The following is a 5468-nucleotide window of genomic DNA, read 5'->3' on the forward strand; positions in this document are numbered from 1 at the left end:
TGCCATAAGCCAATTTTGCGCCAGTGGTAAAACCGTCCAGAAACAGTTGACCACGACCCCTAGCGACTCGGCAAGTCGCGCCAGGGGGCACCCGTTCTGAGAATCCACAAGATGCCATTGATGATGGCGCGATGGTCTTTGGCAGGACATCCAGTAGGCGGTTTTTGGGGGGCAGCAGGGGTTTGATCTGATTCCACGGCTGATCAGTCATCTCACCCCGACGGATCTGCTTTTGTGGTGGGAGAATCATGGAAATTACTTAGTACGTCCGCACTATCTCCATGATGCCAAAAGGTTTTAAAACACGCCCTAGTGTTCCGTCAGGAAAATTTTGACGGGTCGTAGACCCGTCAAAATTTAGCCATCATTAACTTCCTGGTATTTGCTACCTGTCAAATTAAATTTGACAGAGCACTAGAGAGTAGGCAGATTTTGTGAATCTGGGGTAAGGGAAGAAGTTTGGATGAAACCTGCCTCTATGGATGATGTCAATACTCACTCCTAAAGGCGGCAGAACTTGCGATCGCGCTCCCATTGGGGTTCTTGCCAGCCAAAAGAAAAATGGCTGATCGACCGGATGGGTGAGGCAAGCGATCTCAAAGCTGCCATTTGAGCTTCCAGTGACGGGCGTTCTGGGGTTGCCTGCCCCCACATGCCAGTGAGTACAGGATCAATCTGCGTTCCGGGGGGTGCCTGGTCAAGCACTTTCTTCACCTGTGACACAATGCAACTGGTGTCACCGCAGACTCCATAAGCCATTGGGTGCCATTCAATCGAACCGGAAAATCGCTCCCAGCTTTGCAACCGTGAATCGAAGCCCTTGCCAACCGTCTGATTTGCCTCTGGGAAAAAAGCGGCTCCTGCCGGAATACCCTGCTGCTGCACCAGGGCAGTGGCAGAGGCAAGAAACTCGACCGGACCCTGCATGGCATGGGTGACCGCCAGGTTCCACAGTTCCTTATTCAGTGCTGGGATTCGTTGAGAGGGGGGAGCCGACCATGAAATAGAGGGCGATCGCCCTTGCCATTGCGGTTCCTTTTCGTTGGGAAACTGCTGATCAACGGCAGCCAAATCGGCATTAGTCAGGTAGCCCTGGGCGACATACCGCCGGATCAGTTCTTGCCCTTTTTGATTTTGGGCGCGGTTATACAGGGCTTGCAGAGAGGCATCTCCATAGATCCACAAATCTTTAGTCCGGCTAACCACGGAGGCGGCTCCTATCCCCTTGGGATAGCGAATGTAATCAAACAGAACCCCATCGGGTCTGCGCTGAAGAATTGCCTGCACAAGCCGCTGATAGTCACCGATTGCTTGCGGGTTGTAGGGGTCTACAAAAATCTCATTCACACTGGTGAGATCTTTTCCCGTAGTGAAGCTGGCTTTTAGGGCAGCGCTGACGGTCGTTTCACCTTCCCCATTGCGGGCAAGTGCTTGCTGCCGCTCTAGATGATGGGCGTAGGCATGACCAAAATTTAAGCTAAACAACCAGGCATAAACTTTTAACCCACGCTCATGTCCTTTCTGAATTGCCTGTGCCAGCAGGTCTAGATTTTCGGTACCCGGTTCTTGGAGTAAGGATGCCCAGGCGGTGGGGTTATTTGCCGAGGGTAGTAAAACCTGCCCGTTGGAAAACACGTCAATGTTGACCTGGTTATAGCCTCGATTGACCATTTCATCAAACAAAGCATCCAGCATTCCAGGTTTACTATCACAGGGATATAGACGCAGCCAGGTTGCCTGAGTCTGTAACCAGCTATGGCGGCGGCACAGGCTTAACCGTTCTGCATGTTGATTGATCAGAGTTTGATAGGCTTGCTGAGCAGCCGTATCTCCGGTTACCGCTGCCTGCAAGAGGGCTTGTTTTTGAACCCGGTCTGGGGTGGATAGCTGGCACTCGTCTCCTGTTTGTGCCAGGGATGGGCTGACTGGTATTGCCAGGTGAGCCAGGTTGGTAGTGAGGGCGATCGCGACCAAACGCTGATAGAAACGATTCCAGAACATCAGATCTCATGGATGAATATCAGGGTCGAGCTATTGTAACGCCTCCCTTAATTTTGATCATGGCTGATTTGATCATGGCTGAATTTGTTTCAGCCTCTGGTTCAGCCTCTACTGGTTGATCGCATTTTTGACGGCTTTTCTTAAATTTCCCTGGTGGTCTGCCAGTCGCTTTTCGCCCGCTTCCTTCTCCAAGCCTGTCCAGTGCATCAGCAGAGCAAGTTTAACCTGACGCCCACTCCGTTCTAGTAAATAGCCTGCCTCTTCTCGGCTGAGGTCGGTCAGGTCGCAGAGAATACGAAGGGCGCGATCGTGCAATTTTTTGTTTGTAACTGCCACATCCACCATTCGGTTACCGTAAACCTTACCCAGTTGCACCATTGTTCCGGTAGAGAGGATATTGAGTGCCAGTTTGGTTACGGTGCCTGCCTTCAGTCGGGTTGAGCCTGCCAGCACCTCTGGACCAACCAGCAGACGAATATCCACATCGACCTGGGCGTTCACCTGTTCAATGGGAACACAGGCGATGAAGATCGTCGTCGCTCCCCGCTGACGGGCGGCTTTCAATGCACCATGAACATAGGGAGTGGTTCCCCCGGCGGTAATGCCCACTACCACGTCCTGACTGGTAATGTGATGATGGGCGATCGCCTCTGCTCCATCCTCCGCCCGATCTTCAATCTCTTCTGAACTGCGTAGCAGCGCCGCCGCCCCTCCAGCAATAATCCCCTGTACCTGCTCTGGCGGTGTGCAGAAAGTCGGAGGGCACTCTGCCGCATCCAGCACTCCCAACCGACCACTGGTACCCGCTCCCACGTAGAACAGTCGCCCTCCCTGGTGCAAAGCCGCCGCTATTCGATCAATGGCATCAGCCAGGGCTGGTCTGGCATCAGCGATCGCAGCCACCACCTTGGCATCTTCACGATTAAATAGATCAACCAGTTCCAGGGAAGTTAACTGGTCAAGGTTCTGGCTCTCTGGGTTTGCCTGCTCAGTCAACAGGTGACCCCGTTCCTCTAAATTGTGCATAGACTCTATCCTACTCTGCCGGAACGGCTCCGCCACCCATACTTCTGCTTTACCCTTGGGGGAGCATTTGAATTACCTCCATTCATCCTTCATCCTTCACCCTTCTGACTTCACAACAGCCCCTCTAACTGTCGCCGAATCCGCTCTAACTCTGCATCTGCGATGGGTTCGGGTTGAGGTTCCTCCGGTTGCCACTCATCTTCTTTCTGTTTATCGATCTGCCAGTCGGTTTCCTCTAAGTTGGTTTCTGGGGGAACCATCAGCAGGCGATCGGCATCACTTTGAGGTACAAAGCCACTGGGAACAACCTGGCAGTCATACCCGGCACTCTGACAGAACTCTTCAATTTCTTCCTGTTCCATGACTTCGATCGAAGGCTCTGGGAAGTCCTGTGCCTCCAGCAAGAGCGCATACCGGGTAGCATCGTCTTCTGCCTCAAACATCAAGACCCAGTTGCGATCGCCAATCCGAATGGTATGAATTCCTTCATTCTCTGTTCTGGCATTAAACAGTAAAACAAATACCTGCATGGCTAAAGACTTCTCTCACCTACCGTTACTCAATCTTAAAACCTATTCAAAAAGTTCTTAAAGTTAATCTCGATCACGACAGTAACTATAAACGTCTCCATAGAATTACAGATATCGAACCAAACCAGAGGGGGAGATTCCGCAATCCTGACAGGGGGATTTGTAGAAGATTTTGCCATTGTTGTATTGGCAAACCACCCCCCGCACCCTACGACTACCTGCATTGAGGCATTGCCGGATAAGCAGTGGTTCAGTTGCGGTTCGTGTTGCCCATCTCCTGTGCTATTTGGAAACCCCCCTATGTTCTCACAATTCAAAACCATCAAGTTTCCCATCTGGAAATTCCTCAACCAGCCTGTCTTTAGCCCTGGCACCAGGACAGTCTTGAATCCTATATTGTTCTGGCGACTCTATAATATTCAACTTCTGGAGCGCTGTCTGGTGAAAGATTTCACACCGTATGACGGTCGCTGTGAGTAATCAGGAAATCAATATTTCGGTGGACAGTAGGCGTTTAAACAAGGTGGATCCTAAAAATCCTCGATTTCACAGAAACCGAGGACTTTTAGGATCCATCCACTTTTAGTGGTGCTCAAGGGTATTCAATCCAATCCACCCCCCCGACCTTACTCCCCTGCCTTCCACTAAAAGCAGAGCACCGTTGCATTCTTGCTCACCTGCTAACTCTTTCCCAACGTCGCTGCCCCAAAGGTAGCGTTGAACTTGCGGCACCAGATCACCACCGATTGGTAACTGCCTAAATCAATGCTGTTGGGAATCTCATAGCTTTGAGCGCCACTAAACTTTTTAAGTGGGGCAATCACCACATACTCCCCTTCTTTCAAAGGATAGGCGGGGGGCTGTGTCGAACCAATCACATCCGTAGAACGATGCAATGCAACCACTAGATCTGGTCCCATGTCGGAGGTCTTGAATCCCTGACCAAGCTCAACGAAAGTCTTACCGTCCTTCATCCCAACCTGAACAGTCCCTTCCGTTCGGTGTTCCCCAGAAACAAAACTACCAGACTGGGACTTGACCTGTTTCGCTAGCTGGTCAGCAGCCTGGGTTTCTGATGAAGCTGAATTAGCTTCAACGGCAGGTTTCTCGGCCATTGGGCTGGTATCAGACTGGGTTGCAGGTAAATTTCCAGCACAGCTAACCATGAATGTGGCAGCAAATCCCAAAGTTAAGAGATGGCGAGTTTTCATCAGTGGAAGATCCTTGAGTTCAGTAAAGGAACAGGCAGAGTTGGGATATGAGATGGCTAGGATTTTGGTCTTTTGCTTAACCTTCGTCGGGCATAGACTTTAAGAGCCATCTGTCAGATTTCTTTCAATAATTGCCTGCGAACCCTGAGTGGGAATGATAGGAATCTGAAGGATAGATTTAGAAATCATGAGATTTTCCTGAGATCTAAGGCAGGCTTTCTGTTCCTTTATGGGTGTTGCTGAATAGCAGTAAGTAGCTGGGTGTAATTAAATTAAAGATTGTTTTGGGGGTGGAGGGGGTGGAACCCCTTGCCTGGGGGCGCAGCCCCCACTCTCCCTTCTTACAATTAATTTGAACCACCACTTATAAATTGGAATGAAGTTTCAATTCATACTGCCTCTAATTCATACCCAGAATCAGCAACGCCGTTCTTTACAAGATTTGATCAGGGTTGATGCTGAGCGATCGTAGTTGTTCTGCAGGCTTATCAGCCCGTTTTTGAGCGGCTTCAACCTGTGAACGTTCTTGCAAGGCAACTTCTTCTGGTGTAGGAATCAGTTCTCCATCAGGTGTGAACTGAACCACTATGCACTGAAAGTGCATAGGTTCCTAAAGGGCTGAAAGCCCAAGTTAATCTACTCAAGTAGGAAGTTATCGCGCTCCTGATTCGATGGACTCCGATGATGCTCTAAATACTCC

Annotated in this window: 6 protein-coding genes and 1 pseudogene; 1 reads left to right on the forward strand and 6 read right to left on the reverse strand. The window is 50.4% G+C overall.

The annotated features are described in order from the left end of the window. Positions 1 to 62 precede the first annotated feature (62 nt). From AC1S52_RS33350 to AC1S52_RS33365, 4 genes and pseudogenes are all read right to left on the reverse strand, one after another. Positions 63 to 226 (reverse strand): annotated as a pseudogene (locus tag AC1S52_RS33350) (transposase); the annotation flags it as partial. A 275-nt stretch (positions 227 to 501) separates the two neighbouring features. Continuing rightward, positions 502 to 2001 (reverse strand): family 10 glycosylhydrolase, encoded by a 1500-nt coding sequence (locus tag AC1S52_RS33355; RefSeq protein ID WP_482033362.1) that lies wholly within the window; start codon positions 1999 to 2001, stop codon positions 502 to 504. 108 nt (positions 2002 to 2109) lie between these two features. Next, positions 2110 to 3027, reverse strand: coding sequence for an N-acetylmuramic acid 6-phosphate etherase (gene murQ, locus AC1S52_RS33360; RefSeq protein WP_482033363.1), 918 nt, complete (start codon positions 3025 to 3027; stop codon positions 2110 to 2112). Between the two features lie 110 nt (positions 3028 to 3137). Beyond that, entirely contained in the window at positions 3138 to 3557 is a 420-nt protein-coding gene (locus tag AC1S52_RS33365) for a DUF3110 domain-containing protein (protein WP_482033364.1), read from the reverse strand. Positions 3558 to 3857: 300 nt separating this feature from the next. Here AC1S52_RS33365 and AC1S52_RS33370 point away from each other — a divergent pair, with 300 nt between their 5' ends. After that, entirely contained in the window at positions 3858 to 4037 is a 180-nt protein-coding gene (locus tag AC1S52_RS33370; protein WP_482033365.1) for a hypothetical protein, read from the forward strand. Positions 4038 to 4237: 200 nt separating this feature from the next. Here AC1S52_RS33370 and AC1S52_RS33375 read toward each other — a convergent pair whose 3' ends face one another. Together AC1S52_RS33375 and AC1S52_RS33380 are read right to left on the reverse strand one after the other, a co-directional pair. Next, on the reverse strand, positions 4238 to 4768 hold the full coding sequence (locus AC1S52_RS33375) for a DM13 domain-containing protein (protein WP_482033366.1): 531 nt from the start codon (positions 4766 to 4768) through the stop codon (positions 4238 to 4240). 433 nt (positions 4769 to 5201) lie between these two features. Continuing rightward, positions 5202 to 5372: a hypothetical protein gene (locus AC1S52_RS33380; protein ID WP_482033367.1), complete on the reverse strand. Its 171-nt coding sequence runs from the start codon at positions 5370 to 5372 to the stop codon at positions 5202 to 5204. Between the last annotated feature and the right edge of the window lie 96 nt (positions 5373 to 5468).

Source organism: Kovacikia sp. CALU 1929 (assembly GCF_056784235.1).